Origin of the sequence: Taibaiella koreensis (assembly GCF_003545715.1) — a bacterium.
GTDB lineage: Bacteria > Bacteroidota > Bacteroidia > Chitinophagales > Chitinophagaceae > Taibaiella > Taibaiella koreensis.
In genome coordinates this window covers 549,916-566,885 of the sequence record NZ_QVNU01000002.1, presented here as the reverse complement: position 1 = coordinate 566,885, position 16,970 = coordinate 549,916, and the positions used below count along the sequence as shown (strand labels likewise).

At 49.9% G+C, this 16,970-nt stretch carries 17 protein-coding genes; 4 read left to right on the top strand and 13 right to left on the bottom strand.

Going from position 1 to position 16,970, the window contains the following annotated elements:
• The 7 genes from DZK30_RS09545 to DZK30_RS09515 form a co-directional block, all read right to left on the bottom strand.
• The gene (locus DZK30_RS09545) at window positions 1-723 is read right to left on the bottom strand and encodes an RluA family pseudouridine synthase (RefSeq protein ID WP_240432892.1); all 723 of its coding nucleotides are present in this window, start codon (window positions 721-723) and stop codon (window positions 1-3) included.
• Window positions 720-1,151, bottom strand: a complete 432-nt coding sequence (gene ybeY / locus DZK30_RS09540) for an rRNA maturation RNase YbeY (protein ID WP_118973899.1) — start codon at window positions 1,149-1,151, stop codon at window positions 720-722. Before ybeY ends, DZK30_RS09545 begins: the two co-directional genes overlap by 4 nt.
• A 5-nt stretch (window positions 1,152-1,156) precedes the next feature.
• Window positions 1,157-1,399 carry a hypothetical protein gene (locus DZK30_RS09535; protein WP_118973898.1) on the bottom strand — a complete coding sequence of 81 codons (243 nt, stop codon included), beginning with the start codon at window positions 1,397-1,399 and terminating at the stop codon, window positions 1,157-1,159.
• A gap of 139 nt (window positions 1,400-1,538) precedes the next feature.
• Window positions 1,539-2,375: a translation elongation factor Ts gene (gene tsf / locus DZK30_RS09530; protein ID WP_118973897.1), complete on the bottom strand. Its 837-nt coding sequence runs from the start codon at window positions 2,373-2,375 to the stop codon at window positions 1,539-1,541.
• 124 nt (window positions 2,376-2,499) lie between these two features.
• Window positions 2,500-3,339, bottom strand: coding sequence for a hypothetical protein (locus tag DZK30_RS09525; protein ID WP_162902988.1), 840 nt, complete (start codon window positions 3,337-3,339; stop codon window positions 2,500-2,502).
• A 16-nt stretch (window positions 3,340-3,355) separates the two neighbouring features.
• A complete protein-coding gene (locus tag DZK30_RS09520; protein WP_118973895.1) occupies window positions 3,356-3,817 on the bottom strand; it encodes an SRPBCC family protein in 462 nt (153 codons plus the stop codon).
• 66 nt (window positions 3,818-3,883) lie between these two features.
• Window positions 3,884-4,891, bottom strand: a complete 1,008-nt coding sequence (locus DZK30_RS09515; protein WP_118973894.1) for an HmuY family protein — start codon at window positions 4,889-4,891, stop codon at window positions 3,884-3,886.
• Window positions 4,892-5,084: 193 nt separating this feature from the next.
• Here DZK30_RS09515 and DZK30_RS09510 point away from each other — a divergent pair, with 193 nt between their 5' ends.
• The 3 genes from DZK30_RS09510 (at window position 5,085) to DZK30_RS09500 (ending at window position 8,771) form a co-directional block, all read left to right on the top strand.
• Window positions 5,085-6,104 (top strand): PorP/SprF family type IX secretion system membrane protein, encoded by a 1,020-nt coding sequence (locus tag DZK30_RS09510; protein WP_118973893.1) that lies wholly within the window; start codon window positions 5,085-5,087, stop codon window positions 6,102-6,104.
• Window positions 6,105-6,175: 71 nt separating this feature from the next.
• On the top strand, window positions 6,176-6,883 hold the full coding sequence (locus tag DZK30_RS09505) for a response regulator transcription factor (RefSeq protein WP_118973892.1): 708 nt from the start codon (window positions 6,176-6,178) through the stop codon (window positions 6,881-6,883).
• 508 nt (window positions 6,884-7,391) lie between these two features.
• Complete coding sequence (locus DZK30_RS09500; RefSeq protein WP_118973891.1) at window positions 7,392-8,771, top strand: DUF5458 family protein; 1,380 nt, start codon at window positions 7,392-7,394, stop codon at window positions 8,769-8,771.
• Between the two features lie 227 nt (window positions 8,772-8,998).
• Here the strand turns inward: DZK30_RS09500 and DZK30_RS25790 are convergent, their stop codons facing one another.
• The 6 genes from DZK30_RS25790 to DZK30_RS09475 form a co-directional block, all read right to left on the bottom strand.
• Window positions 8,999-9,145, bottom strand: a complete 147-nt coding sequence (locus DZK30_RS25790) for a hypothetical protein (protein ID WP_162902987.1) — start codon at window positions 9,143-9,145, stop codon at window positions 8,999-9,001.
• A 210-nt stretch (window positions 9,146-9,355) separates the two neighbouring features.
• A complete protein-coding gene (locus DZK30_RS09495; protein ID WP_118973890.1) occupies window positions 9,356-10,087 on the bottom strand; it encodes a hypothetical protein in 732 nt (243 codons plus the stop codon).
• A gap of 69 nt (window positions 10,088-10,156) precedes the next feature.
• Window positions 10,157-12,607: an outer membrane beta-barrel family protein gene (locus tag DZK30_RS09490; protein WP_118973889.1), complete on the bottom strand. Its 2,451-nt coding sequence runs from the start codon at window positions 12,605-12,607 to the stop codon at window positions 10,157-10,159.
• An 89-nt stretch (window positions 12,608-12,696) separates the two neighbouring features.
• The gene (locus tag DZK30_RS09485) at window positions 12,697-14,577 is read right to left on the bottom strand and encodes a M56 family metallopeptidase (protein WP_118973888.1); all 1,881 of its coding nucleotides are present in this window, start codon (window positions 14,575-14,577) and stop codon (window positions 12,697-12,699) included.
• A gap of 24 nt (window positions 14,578-14,601) precedes the next feature.
• Complete coding sequence (locus DZK30_RS09480; protein WP_118973887.1) at window positions 14,602-14,991, bottom strand: BlaI/MecI/CopY family transcriptional regulator; 390 nt, start codon at window positions 14,989-14,991, stop codon at window positions 14,602-14,604.
• 171 nt (window positions 14,992-15,162) lie between these two features.
• Window positions 15,163-16,116 (bottom strand): hypothetical protein, encoded by a 954-nt coding sequence (locus DZK30_RS09475; RefSeq protein ID WP_118973886.1) that lies wholly within the window; start codon window positions 16,114-16,116, stop codon window positions 15,163-15,165.
• Window positions 16,117-16,368: 252 nt separating this feature from the next.
• On the opposite strand from DZK30_RS09475, the gene DZK30_RS09470 reads away from it, so the two are divergent.
• On the top strand, window positions 16,369-16,932 hold the full coding sequence (locus DZK30_RS09470; protein WP_118973885.1) for a LemA family protein: 564 nt from the start codon (window positions 16,369-16,371) through the stop codon (window positions 16,930-16,932).
• Window positions 16,933-16,970 lie beyond the last annotated feature (38 nt).

Genomic DNA, 16,970 nt, shown 5'->3' with positions numbered 1-16,970 from the left:
CTAGCGCTCTTTGCCCCATTTGGTAAGCTGCTTGATCGATACACTCATATCTTTAGGCAATGGCGCAACGATAGTCTGCTTTTCGCCCTGCATACCGGTGAAGATGAGCTCGGAGGCATGCAGCGCCAGCCGGCTGATGAGAGGCCGCTCTTCCTCGGCGTTTTCGGCCAGCCTGAATTTCTTTTTTACCGAAGACAGTAATAAGGGCGCACCGTCGCCGTAAAAGGGATCGCCCACAATGGGTGTGCCCAGGTGCTGCATGTGCACCCGTATCTGGTGCGTACGGCCGGTATGGATGCGGAGCTTCAGCAAAGAATAGCCGTTCCAGCTTTCCTGCAATTCGTAATCCGTATGTGCAAAACGTCCTTTTTTCTGTATGCTCATCCGTCCCTTGTGCGTTGGATGCTCGGCTATGGGGGCAAGAATGCTGCCCGAAGGCTTCATGGGTCTGCCGTTGACAATAGCTAAATAGTATTTTTTTACCTCACGCCCTTCGAATAGCTGCGACATATAGCGATGGCTATCCTCTGTCTTGGCAAATACAATAAGGCCGCTGGTATCTTTATCCAGGCGGTGTACGACAAACAGCTGCTCATATTTTTGGGCCACTTCGTGGTACAGGCAGGGAATGCTCTGGTTGTAGCGGTCGGGAATACTCAATAGCCCGCTGGGCTTGTTCAGGGCAACGATATTATCGTCTTCGTATACAATTTCAAACTTCATTGATCGGTCAGGTATTTTTGCAGGCATTGGTCCTCCATTTCAGTCATCAATGCCTTGTCTTCTTTCTTTTTATCCTTAAAGCCGCATAGGTGCAGGGCGCCATGAAAAATGACCCGGTGCAGCTCAGCAAGATAGGTATGGCCAAATTTCGCGGCGTTTTCCCGCACACGGTCTATGCTGATGTAGATCTCACCGTCCAGAACCGATTTCCGCTCCGACAAGTCGAACGTAATGATGTCGGTGAGGGTATCGTGATTGAGAAAGTGGCGGTTTTTCTCCAGCAGGGACGCGTCGCTGCAAAAGATATAGTTGAGATTGATCTGCTTTACGGCCAGGTGCGCCTTTACCAGGCTGCTGATAAAAGCCGATAAACGCCGTTTGTCTTTTAGTTCGGAGCGCACCTCCTGCTCGTAATAGTGGATCGCCATAGCTATTAGTATTTGCCTTGTATCATTCGTGCGCCGCGGTAAATGCGGAATGCGCCATATGCAAACATGAGTCCCAGCAATATATAGGCCAGTATGGCATTGTTGCCAATGAAGCTGATGGTATCCTCTCTTTTATAAATTGCAAAAAAGAGCGCAAGGCAGCAATACAGCAGTCCCATAAACAGGCCGGTATAGCCCCTGGTCTTATGAAAAGTCGGTCGGTCGTTTCTTCCGGGTTCAGGACGCATAATGTACGTTTGTATTTAGGGAAATGATGAATAAGCTGCAAAATTGCATAAAAATTTGCGCAGCACCTTCTTTCCCGGTTGGGGATACAAAAAATCCCGCTATAAAACAGCGGGATCTTTGTTATCAGTTTGTCTGCAATTAACCGATGGCTGCGCGGCGGAAAGTAGTTACCGTGAGTCCGGCTTCCACGCCTTTCAGGTAGTCGGCAACAGAGATAGCGTTGTCTTTTACGAAAGGCTGGGCCAGCAGCGTGTTGTCTTTAAAGAATTTGTTCAGCTTACCGGCAGCGATTTTCTCGGCCATATCGGCAGGCTTGCCTTCGGCAACGATCTGCTCGATAGCGATCGCTTTTTCACGCTCGATCACTTCAGGCGCTACGCTATCGGCGTCAACACCCAGGGGATTCATAGCGGCGATCTGCATCGCTACGTCGCGACCGGCAGCGATCACTTTTTCGCTTTCGGGCTTGTTAAGGCCTACCAGCACACCAATGCGGTAGTTACCGTGGATATAAGGTACAACTGCGTCGGCGTTTACCTGCTCGTAACGTACGATGTCGATCTTTTCACCGATCTTGGCTACCATTTCCAGCAGTTTATCGTTGATGGTAGCGCCACCCAGAGACAATGCTTTCAGGGCATCGATATCGTTAGGCATATTGTGCAGGGCGGCTTCGGCGATATCGTTTGCGAAATCAACAAACTCCTGGTTTTTGGATACGAAGTCGGTTTCGGCAGAAAGCTGAACGATGATACCATAGTTACCATCGGGATTAGCCTTGGCAATAGCCACACCTTCCTTGGCATCACGGTCGCTGCGGTTAGCAGCTACTTTCTGGCCTTTAAGACGCAGGTAGTCGATCGCTTTTTCAAAATCGCCGTCGCTTTCAGCCAAAGCTTTACGACAGTCCATCATACCGGCGCCGGTAATTTGGCGCAGTTTGTTTACATCTGCAGCAGATATAGTAACGCTCATCTTTATAAAATTTATGGAGTTATTTACTGAATTTTGGTTCCCGGAGGACGCAAAAATGAGCGCAAAGGTAAGCAATTGATAAGAAATTGCCTAATGTTTGCTTTCGGACCGTTTTAGGAAAATATTATTTTTCGGTAGGTATACTATCATCTTTCGCGATACGCTCCCAGGCCTTCCGGGTAAGAATCAGCAGTTTATCGGTTTTGCAATCCCATATACTGACATAATCCGCGGAAATGACATAGTGCTGTCCCCAGCGTTCGGCTTTCTGGTATTCTAAAATGGTGCAGATATCGGTTGGCGTGATAAACTTGCTGGTTTCCCCGGTGTGGCTATGCATACTTATCGTCGCCGAATCGCCTTCTTTGCTTTGGATCGGGATAAGATTACGGTGTATTTTTTTCGTGGCAACGAGCTCGTTGTCCCTTCCGAAAGTAAGCAGATAGTCGTTACCCAATAATACAATATTGCCTTCGGTAGGTCCTGTAATAATGTACACTTTTTTCTGTCCTTTATAGATCAAGGGAATGATATTGGGATTGCTTCCTTTGTAGAATTCAAAGATTGTATCTCTGGTCATTTCTTCCCGCGCCTTTTTACCCATTGCATATAAATCCAGTTCCAGACTGTTGAATGGACGCTCATCCGTAGATACCGTAGCGGACGCCACATCCTGGGTAGCGTCAAAGGAGATGGTCAGCAGCACACGGCTTGGTTCTTCTTTATTGTAAAAGACACAGACTGAGCCCCCTTCTTTCAAGTAAGAGAAGTATCCGCCTATGCGTTGGCGTAATGAGTTGTACCGGCTCATCAGGATGTCCGTCCCCTTCCAGGAAGCTATGTCTGTTCTATAGAGTGTATTCCCTTCTGCGAAAATCTCGGAAGCTATAGCTTGAAGATCGCTTTGCGCCTGCAAGGACAAGGTGCAAAGGCAATAAAGTATCGTCGCTAAAACTTTATTCATGTTATTATGGATTTTATCAACGTAACCTGTCCTTTTCCGCAATCGCTTTGATCATCCGGTTACGTTTTTCCAGCAGGCGCATCATATAGCCTTTCAGGTAAAGCCAGTCGAACAGCTGCCCCAGGGGGCCTGCCGGTAAGGTATAATCAAAAATGTCGGTCATAATGGTGCCATCTCCTTCTTCCCGGAAATGGTGCTCGTGCCGCATGCTGCGGAAAGCGCCCTTTACCATAACATCTTCAAAAAAATGGGGCCGGTCAAAGCGGGAGATCCGCGTTTCCAGTTGCTGCCGTATACCCAGGTGCACGGCCTCCCAGGTTACGGTATCGCCGGCCTCAAACAGGCCGCGGCTGCGCCCGGCCACCACACGCTCGTGGGTATGCCTGGTCGACAGCAAATGTACCTCCGTATCGCGCGAAAGGTCGAAACATTGTTCCGGCGTGGCATGAATAAGGGTATACATGAGGATACAGGCCATAGCCTGCACAAAATAAAAAACCCTTTCCTAAAATAAAAGGAAAGGGTTGCATAAAAACGATATTCACTATTGCAGGCGCTGGAATTCGAAGCTCGGATTTCCCTTTTTACCATCGCCATCATAAAAGCCTGTAAAATGCAGCTTCCACAGCGCCTCATGCTGATCTTTGACTATGTACATCTGCTTGGTTCGCACGGTATAGCGGCCGGTATTGATATCGACATCCTTCCAATTGTAGCCGATCTTATCCCGATCCGGAGCCAGGGTGAACGATTGCGCGTTTTCGAGGCTGAAATTATAGAAATCATAGGTTTTGGTCGTGTCGCCGCCGCTTTGCGTCTGGTAAGGATTGGTGAGCACGCCATTCACGATGTAGGGAAAATCGCTGCCATCGGGATTGAACTTATAGTAAATATGGCGGTAGCGGGTGAACAGTACATCCCAGGTCGCCTTGGGTGGCTCGGGCTTTACTATGCCTGTGGCAAAGGAAAAGAAAATGTAATTGTAATCGGTGTTCTTGTCCAGGGTATATTCGACGCCCTGCGCATTGGTGAGGAGGCCGGCCTTAATTTTGTATTGTGTAGCAGAAATGTCCAGAACCTGGAGCTTATAGTAATTTTTCTGGCCATCGTCGACGATCAGTACCTCATTCAGGTGATTGCTGCTGCTGAAGATCCCCAGCCCGCTTTTGCCGCTAAGGCCCGAGGGGTTGTCGTACTTCCAGCCCTGTGCCGGTACTGTACCCAATGCCGTTACCGAAGCGTAGTTGCTGTTTCCGGTAGGATAGATCAGCACCTGCTTGCCGCCGTTCATCCACAACTCAGCATTATCGGCCCCGGTGGTGAAGCTGATATCCCAGCTTTTGAAATCGGAAGTGGAGACCACACCAGTCTCAAAGTTGAAATACACCTGGGTCTCATAATCTTCGCCAATGCGCACCTGCTTTTGCTCAATAGGAAATTTGCCGCCATCGGGGGCTTTGGGTATAGCATAGGGTTTTTCGTCCTTCATACAGGACGAAAACGTAAATGCAGCAAGCGCGGCGATAAGCGTCAGGGATAGTATTCGCTTCATAGTTTGCAAAATTCGGACAGGGCATGCAGACAATTGTCATGAAATTGTAAGGAAAACCCGGCATGCGACGTGTTCCTACCCACCTTTTAAATCGGAAAGACCGTCTGATATTTAATAAAAGACTGTGGATAAAAAACAGTAACTTTAGCAAGAGATTGTCAAAAACCGAGTCAGAACCAACCAGGAAAAACGGATGGGAAAATCTTTACTTTTTTCTTTCTTACTGATTGTTGCCGGGGGTACAGCGCCGCTGTTTGCCCAGGGCCTGCATTTTTCCCAGTTTTACAATGCGCCGCTGCTCATCAGTCCGGCCAATACGGCGCTTATGCCGGAGAATGATTTCAGGGTAGGGGCCAATTATCGCAACCAGTGGGGCAATGTACCTGCGCCGTTCCGTACGATCTCAGCATTTGGTGATGCTCAGTTGTTCCGCAATGCCAGCAGTACGAGCTGGCTTGGGGTTGGTGGCGCTTTTTTCAGCGATGTAGCCGGTAATGGCAATCTGGCATTGACCAAGTTCCAGGTATCGGCGGCCTATCATATCCAGTTGGGCGATTACAACATGATCTCGGTGGGTTTGGGTGCGGCTTATGTGCAGCGAAGCGTGGATTTTGGAAAGCTTACCTTTGATACCCAGTGGGATGGATTTACCTTTAATCCCCGGTCGGCTAATGGAGAGACCAATTCTTTTCAGAAAACATCATATGCCGATATTTGCGCCGGCGTCAACTATGCCTTTTTCCCCAATGAAAATGTCTATATAAAGTTGGGCGCCGGATTGTTACATATTAACAATCCGCAGGAGAGCTTTTACAAAATGGACAATAAGCTGGGTATGCGTCCCACCGGCAACCTCGATATGCTGTTCCGGGTGAGCGAGTCCGTGATCGCCGATATTTCTGGATATTATACCTACCAGCGTGGCGCCTCCGAATCTGTATTCGGTGCGCAGTTCAGCTACAATGTCACACCTAAGGAAAACCGCCCCAGCATTTTTATCGTGGGCCTTTATCACCGCCTCAACGACGCGATCATACCGCTGGTAGGCTTTGAATGGAACAAGATCAGGATGACCGCCTCTGTAGATATCACCACTTCGGGTATGAGCTCGGCTACCGGAGGCTATGGCGCCTTCGAAATTTCGCTGGTTTACCAGGGCCTGTACAACGCCGGTTCGCGCAACCGGAATGCCTACAACTGTCCCCGTTTTTAACAAAACATTCAATGCCATATTTCCTCTCGTTTGTTGTAGGTATTTAAATTTGAGCACTTTAATAAAAATTTATGGAAGCTGAAAAAGCAAAAATTTTACTGGTAGAGGATGATACCAATCTGGGCCAGGTGTTAAAAAACTACCTGGAGCTGCACGATTACATCGTTGAGCTGTGTCGTGATGGTATCCTTGGCCTGGCGGCTTTCCGCAGAGAAAAATTCGATCTTTGTCTACTGGATGTCATGATGCCCAATATGGACGGCTTTACGCTGGCCGAAGAGATCAGGAATGCAGATCCCGATGTTCCGTTGTTCTTCCTGTCGGCCCGCAGTATGAAGGAAGATGTGATCAATGGTTATAAATTGGGCGCCGACGATTATATTTCCAAGCCTTTCGACAGTGAAGTGCTGTTGCTGAAAATAAAGGCTATACTGAAGCGGAACCAGGAGATCCAGGAAAAGAACCCCTCACAGATCGAGTTCGAATTTGGCAAATTCAAGTTCAACAGCAAATTGCGCATCCTTTCCATCGACGATAAGCAATATACCTTATCTCCCAAAGAAAATGCCCTGCTGCAAATGCTCTGCGAGTTCAAAAACGATCTGTTGCCGCGCGACCAGGCCCTGAAACGCATCTGGGGTAGCGACACCTATTTCAACGGACGCAGCATGGACGTATATATCGCCAAGCTTCGTAAGTACCTGAGCGACGACGAAACCGTGAGCATTGTGAACATACACGGCAATGGCTTCCGCCTCCTGGTGCAGGGAGAATCCTGATCCCATACCTCATTTTATAGCAACAGCCGGCATGTCGCAACATGCCGGCTGTTTACGTTGTGACCGGTAGCGCCCCGTAGGGGCGCCATGTTTGTAGTCACATAAGTGGAAAGCCATCAGCGCCCCATAGGGGTGCAATGTTTGTAGTGTAAAAGGAAAGCCATCAGCGCCCCATAGGGGTGCAATGTTTGTAGTGTAAAAGGAAAGCCATCAGCGCCCCATAGGGGTGCAATGTTTGTAGTGTAAGAGGAAAGCCATCAGCGCCCCGTAGGGGTGCAATGTTTGTAGTGTAAAAAGAAAGCCATCAGCGTCCTGTAGGGGCGCCATGTCTGTAAAGCATACCAATTATGTAGCATAGCGGCTATATGTGGGCGTATCTATATGGCTTCGCTGACCACAAATCCGCATGCCCATGAGTCAAATTACGTCTTTTTACGTATTGGCCTGCCTCCGCATTCATTGTACTTTGCAGTAGCAAATCAGCACTTAAACCTTTAAAAGAAACGCCATGAGCGAAGAACTGCAACAACAAGCCGCGGGAGAACAAGCACCGGTACAGGAACGCCAAGCGATCAAGAACCCCCTCGAGTTCCTCAAAACCGGTGTGGACAAGCTCGCCCGGTTTGGCGGCTTCGACCTGATAGAGTCCTCTATAGACGGGGCACAGAACCTAAACCCCGACCGTAAGGCCCGCCGTAATATCTTCCTCACCGAGTCGCAGAAGAAAGGAGAAAGGGAAGCCCTGCAGAAGGCACTTTCCGTATGGGCCCAGGTGCTGGAATCGGGCAAGGAGATCTCAGAAATGGTGGATCTGAGTGAGCAAAGAGCCGAGCAGAGCCAGAAAGTGCTGGAAAAGAACCTGTCCCGCGCTGTCGAAGAATCGCGCGACCTGGAACGCTCTTATCGTAATGTGGCGCTGTTCTTTAAAAACACCGAAGGCGACAAGCTAAAGAATGTATCCTTTATCAATTGTGAAGCCGATCAGCTGAAAGATCTGGACAATACCCGCTTTATCGATCATATAGGCGAAGAGCTGAAAAAGAATTACGACCGGCTTGACCTGCGCAACAACTACAGCATTATGATCGTGCCGGGTTACCTGGGCAGCAATAAGGTAGTGGAAAAATGGGCCAAAATGGCGCACGAAAATAAAGTAATGCTGGTAACCGACTTTGAGCACCTCGATGCTCCCGACGATGTGATGGAAATGTTTGAGCTGGCCAATCTTACCGGTGGCGACAAGTATCGCTCCAACGTGATGATGAGCTGCAACTGGCTGGTAGGCCGCGGCAAATTTGACGAGCTGGGCGAGGAGGAAGACCTGTATGTGCCGCCCTCCGGCGCGCTGGCAGGTAAGATCTACCGCACCCTCATGAGCCAGGTAACAGCCGGTAAAAAATTTGGTAGCATGAATGAAGTCGACGGCGTGAAATTTGACCTGAAGAAAAGCGAGATCGCCAACCTGGAAAAAATGGGTCTGGTACCTATGGTCAAAGAGTACGGCAAAGTAATGGCCTTCTCGGCCAAGACCCTGTTCAATGGCGACAACCTGGGTTTGCAAACCTATTCTGTTGTGCGTGTATTCGATTACGTGACCAAGGTATTAATGGATTTTCTTAACCGCCGCGCTTTTGAGAACTTCAATGCCAACACGCGCAAAGACCTGATGAGCCAGATCGTGAAGTTTCTCGATAGCATTACGGGACCCGATAAGCTGATCGAAGACTTCACCATACGTCGTTTTGAGCAGGATCCTCATCAAAAGGACCGCATTCATCTTGATATTCATATGAAACCTTATTTCCCGGCCAAGAACTTTATGATCAAGATGGATGGGCAAAAAGGCGACGATGGCAATGCATGGGATACCAGCTACGACCAGCAATAAAAAAAACGACCATGAAAGCGAAGCCGTTCTCCAGGAGCGGCTTCTTTTTTTATGTGGCAGATGACGCCAGGCCCATATTTTCCAGTCGCCGTTTCAATAATATATAGCTTGCTTTGTCAAAAAAGTAAAAGGCCGTTCTAAGAACGGCCTTTATGTTGAATACAAAAACAACCAAAACAAAAACACTCGGATTAACTATAAAACAACGTCACTATGATCACTAACAATTAGCCTTGATTGAACCGGACAGTAGTTTGCATTTTGATGTTCAGACCGAACAACCGCAGGTTTCCTTTTACAATGGTGTACACACCGTAAACTGAAGGGACCTTGGTCGCCGTCAGTGCGAGCTTGGGCAAATGGAACAGTTTCATGGGATCCTTTTTTGATTTCTATTCAAAGATATCATCCCCCAATGCAAAATTCCCGTACCACTTTATAAGTGGTATTGTTTTCTTGACTAGTGGTTTTTAACCCCGCCATTTGGGGGATTTTACCCGGAAAGTCAGGCTGTTTTGCGCAAGAAACCACAAATGTGGTCGTTTTGAGATCGTTCTTAAGGGAAAAAATAAGATGGATATTCCTCAGGAGATCAGAATTGCTTTCAACGGCGCTTCGGGAACCCAGGTACGACCGACCCCATTTTCATACTGCGTTTCGATCCAGGTTTCTTTTTCAAAAAAACAAACCCGCCGTTGAAACTTTTCTATTGAAGCAAAGAAGTGATCGATCAATTGAAGCAATGCTTCCTGTTCATGAGCCTCGGTTACATGGTAAATGGCGATCTCCAGCGGGCTGCTGATGTTTCCCTGTCTGAGAAAAAGCGCTGGTTCACCAGGGCGGATGTACTCCGAGGTGGCAAAAGTAAAGTGCCCGGTCAGATATGTTTCAAGCCGGCCCAGGGTATCTGTGTCACGATGATCGAGTGTTTGCTCATAGGGGATAAAAGGTAGCGGCTGTCCGAGCCGGCGGGCATTACGGATCCGGAGCTCATCGAAGCAATGTCCGCAAAAATAATGTTCACCGATCGCTTTGCAGTACGTCTCGTATAGTCCACTGAGGTCCTCGAGCTTTTGTTCCATACCGGGATCGTCGTGTTCCAGGCATTCCCCGACAAGGTCGTAAAAATTATGCTCCGGGAAATGCTGTTTTTCGTAGGCAGTATAGCAAGCAACGCACAGACGTAAAGTGCCCTTAAAATGCACTTCAAGGGCTTCGGGCACCGCTTCCTCTTTATAGCTGTTATAGAGATGCTGACATACATGCAGATAGCGGATCACAGTACCATGCGCTTTACAGACCAATGCAGCAGACATAGGCGGAATTATTGGCTTTAATGCCCGTTGCAAGTTAAGGAAACCTGGAAATGCCGGCTTATCTGCAGGTTACTGCTTTACACGACTCTTTTCGCTTTCGGCGCCGCTCTCTTTGGGCTGGTGTTGGCCTGCAATCGCTTTGCCAAAGCGGTAGCTGAATGACAGGGTGCATTGACGTGAATCGTAGCGATTGTAATAAGTAGCATCTGTTGCCGCAAGGTTGTTGATCGTTCCCTTATTGACGGCAGTGTGAAATATATCATTGATGTTGGCTTTCAGCACGATTTTATCTCCGAAGCTTTTTTGCAGTCCGCCATATAGCTGCCCATTGGCCCCGGTAACGAACTGGGCATTGGTAACGGCAGTAATATAACGGCCACCCAGGTAAGCCACCCAATCCTTACCCAGGCGAGCGCGCACATTGGACTGCAGGAACCAGTAAGTGCCCCTGGTATCCAGCTTGCCTGTGTAGAAGTCGCTGCGGGAGTGGATTTGGGCGATCTCGGTATAACCATGATACTCCAGCCATGGAAAGAGTTCTTGCGTTGCATCCACGGATAGCGTGACCACTGTATTGCGCCCGATATTCCCGGGCCGGCTGTAGTAAATGCCGTCGTTGATCTCGATGGTCTCATTTACATCGTCTCGGGTATCGCTATAGCTCAACGTCGATACAATCCGGTTACGGAAGGTATAGGCAAGCTCGATGCTATTGGTAAAAGAGGGCTTTAGAAAAGGGTTGCCCACGTAGTAAGTGAACTTGTCGAGTGGCGATATAAAGGGATTCAGGTCCTGGTAATAGGGCCTGTTGATGCGGCGGCCATAGTTAAGGCTAAGCAGATGATTTCCGGCGCTGTCGCATTTATAAGCGGCATAAAAGGTGGGAAAAAGATTGGTATAAGTTCTGCTGAATGCGGAGTCGGGCTTGACGATATTGCCCAACTGGTGTCCGTCCGATTGTGTATGTTCGAGTCTCAGTCCTGCCTGCAACGACAATCGTTTGAATTCTTTGGCCAGGTTAAGGTAAGCGGCAGCAATGCCTTCCTTATAGATAAAGTGATTGCTCTTGTCATAATCAGGCGCCTCAATGCCATCGTTGCTGTAACGGTAATCGGCCAGGTTGTCTGTACGGGTATAGCTTCCCTTTGCTCCCGTCGAAAGCACATAGCTGTGTGGCAAAGGTTGCGTATAATCGGTCTTAACGGAAGCAATGCCAATATCGGCAGGCAGGCTGCCGAGCAGCAATTCCCGGCTACGAGGATTACCATCGGAGGAGAGGATATGGTTGTCGAAGCTCTGCTCGCTACGGTCGCTGTAAGTGATGTAATCGAGATCGGTCGTAAGCTGACGGCCTTCCTGCCGGAACTTGTGCCGGTAATTCAGGTTGATCCCCCCATTGCGGAAGGCGCCGTCTTCCTTGTTGAGCGCTTTGATGAGGGAATCGGGCTGGCGATAAGCATTGAGCAAGTCACTGTTATTTTCGTTGCTTTGCCGGCTATCCACAATCGAGCCGGTGAACAATATACCCAGCGTATTCTGCTTATCCAGGTCGAGATCGGCCCCGATCCTGGCATTGCCCGAATAGTTGCGGCTGCGGATATAGGTATTCTGCACAAAATAAGAACGGGTGCTTTCGTCACTATTCTTATAGCGCCGGTAGATATCAAGATCGTTGTATCCTTGCTTTATGCCGTAGCTCAGGTTGGCAAAAAGGTTCAGCTTACCCTCACGGTAATTAAGGACAAGGCTGTTGTTCGTTTGGGCAAAACGGCTTTGGGTATAGGCCAGATTAAGGTTGCCGTTAAAGCCCCGGCTCTTGTTTTTCTTTGTTTTGATGTTAAGCACGCCGGCGCTGCCGGCTGCATCGTACCGGGCGGGTGGATTGGTCATGATCTCGATCTGGTCCAGGGCCGAAGCGGGGAGCGACTGCAGGTATTGCTGCAGCGCTTGTCCCGATAAGTAAGTAGGCCGGTCGTCGATATAAACGATCACACCTTCTTTTCCCCTGAGGCTGATGCCGCCGTTCTGATCGACACGGATACCCGGCGATTTTTCCAGTACATCGAGCGCAGTGCTGCCAGCGCTACCGGGAAGTGCATCCACATTGACTACCGTACGGTCTGTTTTTCGTTCTATAAAGGCTTTATTGCCCGTGATGCTTACTTCCTGCAGCTGCTGTGCCGAAGGCTCCAGCACAACAGGAGGAAGGCTGAGCGGGCCCAGGCTGTCTATCGACAGTTTATTGCTCCGGTAAGGTTGCAGACCGGTCATGGATATCCATAAAAGATAAAGACCGTTTGTCGGCCTCTCGAAGCTATACCGGCCCTGCTCATCGGCGAGGATCATTTGCACCACCGAAGAATCGCTTGCCTTGAGCAAGGCTACGGAAGCGGCGTCCGCCGGTTTTTGTCCGCCGGTGAGCACTTGCCCGCTCAGCTGTGGTAAGGGCTGGGCAAAGGCCGGTTGTATGCTCGCAGCTACTAAAGCCGCGGGCAGCAGACTATATATCATTAAACGCATGTAGATAAGCAATAAGCATAAGCAGGACCACTCCCGCTTATAGAGAACAATAAGGGAACTATGAAATGATTGATCCGGAGCCTGCTGTTTTAGTCTTTGCTGTACTGATACTGTACCGTCCAGGAGCCGCCGGCCGACTTTCCGTTGGCTTTAACGTAAGCGTCGCGATACTTCTGGAATACAGGCTGGGATTGTTTTACACCATTGACCACAAATTTGCTATCGGATAGCTTGAACGACGTCTTCCGGTCATTCTTGCTAATGATGCCGTCCCGGACCAGCCCGTTCAGAATTACACTCGATGTCGATTCGCTTTTGCGGCGGTCCTCATCGGCCTTCCTGCGATTTTCATCGGCCTGGCGATAGGCCTCGTTGGCTTGCTGGCGGGCGGCATCTTCCGCCTGGCGGCGGGATGCTTCGGCGTGACGGCGGGCTTCGTCTGCAGTACGCCGGGCCACCTCTTCAGCTTTATTACGGGCTATATCGGCGCGGCTACGGGCTTCGTCTGCCTGGCGGCGTGCTTCATCGGCCCGGGCTCTGGCCTGGTCAGCCTGGCGGCTTGCTTCCCGCGCTTTTTGTTGTGCAAGCTCCGCTTTCCTGCGCTCTTCATCCTGCTGCTGGTCCTGGACCGTGCTAGCATTGTACACCTTTGCATTTGCGGCAACCGCCGGCTCGGAAGCGCTATTTTCAGGAGCAGCAAGCGCGGGCGCTGCCGGTTCGGGGCTGGCGGCAATCGCAACATTGAGGGGAATGGACACTTGTACCGGGACTGCAACATTCAGTGTCCTACCCGTAGCCTGTGATGGCGCTCCGGTCGTTACGGCATTCCGGACCGGTAGGCTGTTGCCGGCATGACTGGTCGTGCTAGTTACAGATTCGGACTGCGTTCTCCTGGTTATGGTCGCTGCGGGGGGCGTCTTTGCCGGCGGTGCGGCAGTATCTTTTTTGTGATGGGTGGAAAAGGCCACCATCAATAAACCGCTTCCAAGCAGGCAAATGGTAAGTAATGATTTCTCCACCAGGTTCAGAGAAGGATTTTTGTGACTGACAATACGCTTTACCCGGTGCAGCAGGTTGTTTTTGCCGCCATTCAGAGCAACGGCGCAGGCGGGCATTTGCAGCACATATTCCTGGCAGGAAACAAGGGCATTGATATAATGTTTTTTGCTGCCTACCTGTGTTAAAGTAATATCGTCGCAGCAATGCTCTCTCTCTGTACGCATCAATGAGGAAAGCCACCATACGGCCGGGTTGAAAAAGAAAAGGGTTTCGGTAAAGCATTGGAGCAGGTTGACCAGGTAATCCCTGCGGCGTATATGGGCCAGCTCGTGCAGCAATATGGCTTCGATCTCGGCCAGGGGCAGGGCTGTGAGCAGTCCTACCGGCAAAAGGATCAGCGGTTTGAGATGCCCCATAACCATAGGCACCTTTATGGCCGCCGACTCGGCAAGGCGTACAACCTGCCGTACGCCCGCACGGGCGGCCAGGTCATGTACCACACTAGCCCATACCGGCTCCGCGCGGAAGTCGGCGCTATAACGCAGGCGACGCAAGCTACGTATGCCGGCAACAAGACTAAGGCTGCGGAGACCGACTACCGCCAACCAAAGCAGGACGATATTTCCGGCATTCCGGTTGCAAAAACCAATGAGGTTCTGTACCCAACTCGTTTCTCCGGAAACGGTAACCGGCATGGCAGCCAGGTTAACCCTCCCGTAAGTAAATGCGACGGCAGTTCCATTTCCCGCCTCCTCCGGCGGCCAGGATCCTATAAACGTAAGCACAGACCCGGCAACAAACAGCAGCAAAGCCGCTGTGAGCAGGTTGTAGCGACGGACGGCCGGCGCGCGCCGGGTACTCAGGATAATGAAGCCGGTAACGGCGGCCAGCAACAGGCCCTGCCATAGTGAATGGGCCAGGGTAAGGTAAAGCGCCTGAACGAGTGGGTTGGGGAAAATAGGACTATTCATAGTCGCCTGTTATTATAGGTTAGGTTAATCTTCAAGTTGTTTCAGCAGGTCCTTGATCTCCTGTAGCTCCTTTTTGGTCGTTTTCTTATGTCCCAGCAGCTGCATCACCAATTTGCTGGCAGAACCTCGGTATACCGTATCCACAAATTTTTCCAGCAAGTGGGCCTTGGTCTCCTGCTCTTCCTCGGCCAGGCTGTAGGTATGCTTCATATGGCGTTCGTCGCGTTTCAGAATACCCTTGTCCACCATGATCTGCATCAGCTTAAGGGTAGTGGTATAATTGACTTCCCGTTGCTCGTTAAGCTTGTCGTTGACAAAACGGACAGTTGAGGTACCGCATTCCCAGATCACCTTCAGGATCTCCAGCTCGGACTTGGTCGGTTCTGTGCGTTTATCGTTGCTCCCTGTATTCATAATCCGAAGGTAGGAAATTTTTCGTACGAAAAAAATATTAGGACATTTTTTTTAAAAAAAGCCCCACCTGGCACATGAAGAGCGATATCTACTTTTTCGGGGCAATAAAAAAGCACAGTCGTATAAACAACTGCGCTTTTTGCTGTATCCCTCGTACCGGATGAAGCTGTATTACAGGCCGCCCAGGGCAGCCTGTATATCGTCGATCGAATGCGTTGCGGGCGTAACCGAAACATTCAATCCCTGGGTAACCGTTACATTTTTTTGAACATCCATGAAATAGCTGCCGTTCCTGGCGCCCAGGGTCACAATGTGTATGGTGGCGCCTACGGGTAGCATATAGTTGTCATGACTCAGGCTGAAAACATGGTTGGCGGGATCATAAATATCCATTGAACTTACCGAATTGATAGCAGGGAACACGATGTATACCTGGGTATTGAAAGCATCATAGCTATTGTCGGGCAGCGTCACCTTCACCTGCGTCTTTGGGTCGGGGGCAGAATAGAAATAGTCGCAGTTGATCCAGTTGAAGGCTGTACAGGTATCGAACAAGTAAAAGGTATTGGTGGAGATTTTGGTGGTCTCCATTACCTGTTGCCCGGTATTGTCGCCCCATACCACACGGGTACCGGCAGAATCGACCTGTTCTACGCCATAAAACAGGGCCATGGGCTTATCGGAGTAAGCCGGCTGCTGGAAACCAATACTATAGCCACTGGTAAAAACCTCGTTGCCGTTCATGCTGGCGACGACCTTTACCGATCCGCCGCTTTGCAGCCGCCGTTGTCCTACCGTAGTCGTCGCTACACGGTTGGCGATCATGTCGCCGGGCTTGTACATCTCCGTGAGCTCTATATTAATGGTACCACTGCTGATCAGGTTGCCCTGCGCATCTTTGAACGACTGCGGGCCGAACTTCAGCAGCGTACCTTTATTGCCTGTGACCGTTTGATCGATGCCCGCGGTTACGGTAAAGCTCTGCGGCGTGGTTTGCAGGTGCAGGAACAGGTAGCGTAGCTGATTGCCGTTATTCAGGATAATGTCTTCTTTTTTGCAGGCAGATAAGAGTACCATCAAGGTTCCAAACAGCAGGGAGAGCGTCGCTAAATTTCTTTTCAACATACGGTTTCAGCAATTTATTGAATTATTGGCGGCCTTGAGCGCGCAGGCGGCTTTGGCCACGTTGATAGACGCAAAAAAACAAGATCGCATTGGTTATTCCTTGGGATACAAATCCTAAAATACTGTTAGCGTAAAATAAGGATGACGACCATATGCTGCATTATTCCTGTCCCGGGGAAGGGCATCATTGCTGCCAACCTACCTGCAAAGCTTAAAAAAGCACTATTTTCGTTAGATAAAAAATTATTGCTTATGGTCCCCACTATCATCGTCGCTGCGCTTATTGCGCTTATTGTATTCTGGCTCATAGGGCTATACAATAAGCTCGTCCGGTTTCGCAACAACCGCGAAAACGCATTTGCCGATATCGACGTGCAGCTACGCCAGCGTAACGATCTTATTCCGCAGCTCGTGAGTACGGTCAAGGGCTATGCCGCCCACGAAAAAGATCTGCTGGAGCGCATTACGCAGGCGCGCTCTGCTGTGATGGGCGCCGGTAATATTAACGATAAAATACAGGCCGATACCCAGCTTACCCAGGCATTGCAGGGGCTGCGGGTGAGCGTAGAGGCTTATCCCGACCTGAAAGCCAATACCAATTTCCTGCAGCTGCAGGGCGAGATTGCTGATATTGAAAACAAGCTTGCCGCTGCCCGCCGTTATTTCAATGGCGCTACACGCGAGCTGAACAATGCCGTTGAATCGTTTCCCGGCAATATAATGGCCCGCAATTTCGGCTTTAGCCGGCAGCCTATGTATGAGCTGAGCGCCGAGCAGCGTACAACAATGGAAACGCCACCCCAGATCAATTTTTAAGCTCATCTTTCCCAATAAGCCGGCAGGCCCTCCTGCCG

Bases quoted from the DNA above. Each gene is read 5' to 3' on its own strand.
- DZK30_RS09495 (WP_118973890.1), bottom strand. From the start codon at position 10,087: ATGTCTGCTGCATTGGTCTGTAAAGCGCATGGTACTGTGATCCGCTAT.
- DZK30_RS09500 (WP_118973891.1), top strand. From the start codon at position 7,392: ATGAGCGAAGAACTGCAACAACAAGCCGCGGGAGAACAAGCACCGGTA.
- DZK30_RS09515 (WP_118973894.1), bottom strand. From the start codon at position 4,891: ATGAAGCGAATACTATCCCTGACGCTTATCGCCGCGCTTGCTGCATTT.
- DZK30_RS09535 (WP_118973898.1), bottom strand. From the start codon at position 1,399: ATGCGTCCTGAACCCGGAAGAAACGACCGACCGACTTTTCATAAGACC.
- tsf (WP_118973897.1), bottom strand. From the start codon at position 2,375: ATGAGCGTTACTATATCTGCTGCAGATGTAAACAAACTGCGCCAAATT.
- DZK30_RS09525 (WP_162902988.1), bottom strand. From the start codon at position 3,339: ATGAATAAAGTTTTAGCGACGATACTTTATTGCCTTTGCACCTTGTCC.
- DZK30_RS09480 (WP_118973887.1), bottom strand. From the start codon at position 14,991: ATGAATACAGGGAGCAACGATAAACGCACAGAACCGACCAAGTCCGAG.
- DZK30_RS09545 (WP_240432892.1), bottom strand. From the start codon at position 723: ATGAAGTTTGAAATTGTATACGAAGACGATAATATCGTTGCCCTGAAC.
- DZK30_RS09510 (WP_118973893.1), top strand. From the start codon at position 5,085: ATGGGAAAATCTTTACTTTTTTCTTTCTTACTGATTGTTGCCGGGGGT.
- DZK30_RS09475 (WP_118973886.1), bottom strand. From the start codon at position 16,116: ATGTTGAAAAGAAATTTAGCGACGCTCTCCCTGCTGTTTGGAACCTTG.
- DZK30_RS09485 (WP_118973888.1), bottom strand. From the start codon at position 14,577: ATGAATAGTCCTATTTTCCCCAACCCACTCGTTCAGGCGCTTTACCTT.
- DZK30_RS09505 (WP_118973892.1), top strand. From the start codon at position 6,176: ATGGAAGCTGAAAAAGCAAAAATTTTACTGGTAGAGGATGATACCAAT.
- DZK30_RS09520 (WP_118973895.1), bottom strand. From the start codon at position 3,817: ATGGCCTGTATCCTCATGTATACCCTTATTCATGCCACGCCGGAACAA.
- DZK30_RS09490 (WP_118973889.1), bottom strand. From the start codon at position 12,607: ATGCGTTTAATGATATATAGTCTGCTGCCCGCGGCTTTAGTAGCTGCG.
- DZK30_RS25790 (WP_162902987.1), bottom strand. From the start codon at position 9,145: ATGAAACTGTTCCATTTGCCCAAGCTCGCACTGACGGCGACCAAGGTC.
- ybeY (WP_118973899.1), bottom strand. From the start codon at position 1,151: ATGGCGATCCACTATTACGAGCAGGAGGTGCGCTCCGAACTAAAAGAC.
- DZK30_RS09470 (WP_118973885.1), top strand. From the start codon at position 16,369: ATGGTCCCCACTATCATCGTCGCTGCGCTTATTGCGCTTATTGTATTC.